Genomic DNA, 3,848 nt, shown 5'->3' on the forward strand with positions numbered 1-3,848 from the left:
CTTTATAGTGAGCAGTGGAAATGAAGGGAGAATATACATGGAAATTTTACAGGCTAAAAGTATTAGTAAAGTATATAAAGGGAAAGTACCTTATAAAGCATTAGTAGATATTGATTTATCAATTCAAGAAGGTGAATTTGTAGGAATTATGGGTCCATCAGGTAGCGGAAAAACAACGTTATTGAATATGGTATCTACTATTGATTCTCCATCATCGGGAGAAATATTTATTAATGGCACAAATCCTTTTCAATTATCATCAGAAGAATTAGCGTTATTCCGCAGAAAACAATTAGGATTTGTTTTTCAATCATTTAATCTTCTTAGCACACTTACTGTAAAAGAAAACATCGTATTGCCGATGACTTTAGATGGTGTTTCCGTGCAAGAAATGAACAAGCGATTGGAAGAGATTGCAGAGAAGTTAAATATTACAGATATATTGAATAAAAGAACGTTTGAAATATCAGGGGGACAAGCTCAAAGAACAGCAATCGCTCGTGCAATTGTTCATAAGCCGCAATTATTACTTGCAGATGAACCAACAGGGAACTTGGACTCTAAATCTTCAAATGATGTAATGGAGATGCTGGATACTCTAAATAAAGAAGAAAAAGCAACGATGATGTTAGTTACACATGATCCGTATGCAGCGAGCTTTTGCAGCCGAGTAATCTTTATTAAAGATGGTCAACTATATAACGAAATTTATTGTGGTGAAAGTAGGCAAACTTTTTATCAAAAGATTATGGATGTCCTTTCTTTGTTAGGAGGGAAAAGGCATGACTTTTCGTCAGTTCGCATTTAATAATATTTTTCGCAATAAGCGTACATATGCTGCCCATTTTTTAAGTAGTGCATTTTCTATTATGATTTTCTTTACGTATGCTCTTTTATTATTTCATCCTGATTTACAAGGTGAGTTGAAATCGACAAGTGCAACAATAAGTGCATTTGGTACATTGGGATTTTCAGTTTCGCAAGGATTGATTTTTGTATTTTCATTTTTCTTCATTTTATATTCAGTTAGTTCGTTTTTAAAAACGCGTAAGAAAGAATTTGGCATTTTAATGATGCAAGGTATGTCAATGAGACAGCTTAAGAAATTATTATTAATTGAAAATATGTTGATTGGACTTGGTTCAATTTGTATAGGGATTTTCATTGGACTCATATTTTCTAAACTAGTCTTATTGATAAGTGCAAGTGTATTAATGATTAATAATGGTTTACCTTTTTATATACCAGTGCGGGCTGTATTATTAACTGTTATCACATTTCTTTTCTTGTTTTTAATTGTTTCATTATTTACATTTAAAATGATAAAAGTAACGGAACTTGTGGAACTTATTCGAGCAGAGGAAAAGCCAAAACCTGAACCGAAATCTTCAGTTTTATTATCGCTACTTTCTTTAATTAGTATAGGGTATGGATATTTTTCAGTATTTCGCTTCATACCAAGTACCAATTTTATTACGCTTGGAATAGGTGTGCTCCTAGTAATTATAGGAACGTACTTTTTATATACACAGTGTAGCGTGTATATATTGCGCCTTGCTAAAAGGAGAGAATCTTTCTTTTTAAAGAGAACAAATATATTAACATTTTCTGAATTAATTTACCGTATGAAAGATAATGCAACGATGTTTTTTATAGTATCTATTGTTTCAGCAGTTGCATTTACAGCAATTGGTACAACAGCCGCAATTGGAAATAGGGATTTAGTAAGGATGACAAATCCCTATACATTTTTGTATGGAAGTCTTGAAAATGACAAAGTATTGAATAAAAATCTTTCTATTATAAAAAAGCACCTTTCTGATGCTAATATTCCGTATCGAATGGCTTCATCTTCATATATATACACAGAAAATGGCGTAAATGTAATGAAGTTAAGTGAATACAACGATCTTGCTAAAGCACTAGGCTATCAACAAGAAAAAATTGAAAAAGAAGATGAAATTTTATTAATTCCTGGAGTCGTATCACAAAAACAAGAATTTAAAAATGGCGAGTATAAAAAGAATATAGAAGTCATTCAAGGTGACTGGACAAAGACATTTCATGTGAAAAAAGCTGTAGAAAATTTAGTTTTACCACACGATTCTAGAACTATTTATATCGCTGTTCAAGATCAGGTATATGATGGAATGCCTCTTACTAGTGACCCAGTTAATAAAGAAATTCCATATCGTACTTACGGATTTGTTGTAGATGATTGGATAAAAACGAAAGAGATTTCCAATCAATTAAAGAGTATATTCGATAAAGATCTTAGGGACAGAGATTTCTACTTTGAAGCTTTAACATTAAACTTGTTGGAAGCAAAGCAAAAGAATGGTTTATTACTTATGGTAAGTATTTTAGTCGGAATCGTCTTCTTTACATTCGCTGCTAGTTTTATTTATTTCCGATTATATACAGATTTGGATCGCGATCAGCAGCAATATAAAATGATTTCGAAAATGGGATTAAGTAAAGGTGAGTTAAAAAAAGTTGTAACGAGACAGTTATTATTAATGTTCTTTTTACCAATTGTCGTTGCAGTGATTCATACTGTAGTCGCTTATATAGCATTACAGCAATTAGTCGATTTTTCTATCATAAATAGCTCTATCGTTATTTTAATTTCATTTATATGTATACAAGTTTTATATTTCTTTATAACCCGTTGGCGTTATCTGCAAAAGCTTTATAAGGTTATGGAGCAATAGAATTTATTAGCTTGTAAGACTACAATAAAGTATGTAGAAAAATGAACTGTATGATGAAAGGAAACGAGATGAAAAGAATTTTAACTATTTTTATGTTAACGATACTATTATTAATAAGTTTTAGTGCATGTTCTAAAAAGGAAAATCCATTTCCTGCAAACGGTGTATTAATTATTGGAGATGAAAATAATATTTCACCAATTATTAATCGTTATCAGGAAATTACGGAAGAAAATGAAGTGTTTTCTGTGAAAAAAGGGGAAGTTGGAAATGGAAATGTCTTAATTTTAAATGAATCTACAGCACAAGCATTGATTAAAGAAAAACTTTTTCGAAAACAAGATAATGGCTCCAATTATATTATAGATACGTTACCGAAATTCCCCAAAGAAGGGGCGCTATTATTTACAAGTGAAGACAATAAGACTATGAAAAGTATTAAAATAGGAGAGGAAGAGATTCCTGTTACATACGATAGTGATGCTTGGATAGGTAACAATCGTAAATATTCAACGGAATGGTATATGATTGTAGCAAAAAATAGTGTTTATAAAGAAATAAAGGCAAATGAAATGAAAATGCATCTTCTTCATTTGAAAAAATCACTAGGTGACGAAAAACCTAAAATGTCGACAGATAATACATTGGTTAATGAAAATGTCAAAGTAAAAAAGTTAATTAAAGGTTTGGAAGGAGAAGTATCTTTTCACTTTGTAACGATTGGCGAAAAACCTTAAAAAAGAGTTCGAAGTTGATAAAAATTTCATCAGCTTCGAACTCTTTTTAGTTTATAGACAAATCAATTATTATGCTTTACATTACTTCATTTAATCGAGTCTCACTCGTTTCCTCAATCCCATTTGAATTTTGAACTGAATTATTTTGTGCTTCTTTTTCTTTACGAGCCTTTTGTAGCATTTCAAGTATAATCCATAAAGGAACACCTTTATCCTTTAACATCTTCCATAAATCTAATTCATTAAATTTATGCTCAGGCTGTTTCATTTCTTTTTCAGATGAACGAATATCAAACTTGATAGGATCATTTATTTTCTTACTTTCAAGTTTAGTAGAAGAGATAGTATTATGCTCAAGAGTAGATGGAGTTATTTTAGTAGGTTGAGATAATGTATG

4 protein-coding genes are annotated in these 3,848 nt (G+C 30.7%); 3 read left to right on the forward strand and 1 reads right to left on the reverse strand.

From position 1 onward, the window contains the following. Nucleotides 1-37 precede the first annotated feature (37 nt). Genes ACQGSG_RS27450 through ACQGSG_RS27460 form a run of 3 tightly spaced genes read left to right on the forward strand, consistent with a single transcriptional unit; the run spans nucleotide 38 to nucleotide 3,451 of the window. Nucleotides 38-808 carry an ABC transporter ATP-binding protein gene (locus tag ACQGSG_RS27450; RefSeq protein WP_000404440.1) on the forward strand — a complete coding sequence of 257 codons (771 nt, stop codon included), beginning with the start codon at nucleotides 38-40 and terminating at the stop codon, nucleotides 806-808. Continuing rightward, nucleotides 783-2,714, forward strand: a complete 1,932-nt coding sequence (locus ACQGSG_RS27455) for an ABC transporter permease (protein WP_000144153.1) — start codon at nucleotides 783-785, stop codon at nucleotides 2,712-2,714. Before ACQGSG_RS27450 ends, ACQGSG_RS27455 begins: the two co-directional genes overlap by 26 nt. 50 nt (nucleotides 2,715-2,764) lie before the next feature. Further along, the gene (locus ACQGSG_RS27460) at nucleotides 2,765-3,451 is read left to right on the forward strand and encodes a lipoprotein BA_5634 family protein (RefSeq protein ID WP_325843074.1); all 687 of its coding nucleotides are present in this window, start codon (nucleotides 2,765-2,767) and stop codon (nucleotides 3,449-3,451) included. Between the two features lie 76 nt (nucleotides 3,452-3,527). On the opposite strand, the gene ACQGSG_RS27465 is transcribed toward ACQGSG_RS27460, so the two are convergent. Then, a partial coding sequence (locus ACQGSG_RS27465) for a DUF3914 domain-containing protein (protein ID WP_426948514.1) occupies nucleotides 3,528-3,848 on the reverse strand: 321 nt, incomplete at its 5' end.

This window comes from Bacillus sp. GMa5/1 (genome assembly GCF_050172015.1).
Lineage (GTDB): Bacteria > Bacillota > Bacilli > Bacillales > Bacillaceae_G > Bacillus_A > Bacillus_A cereus.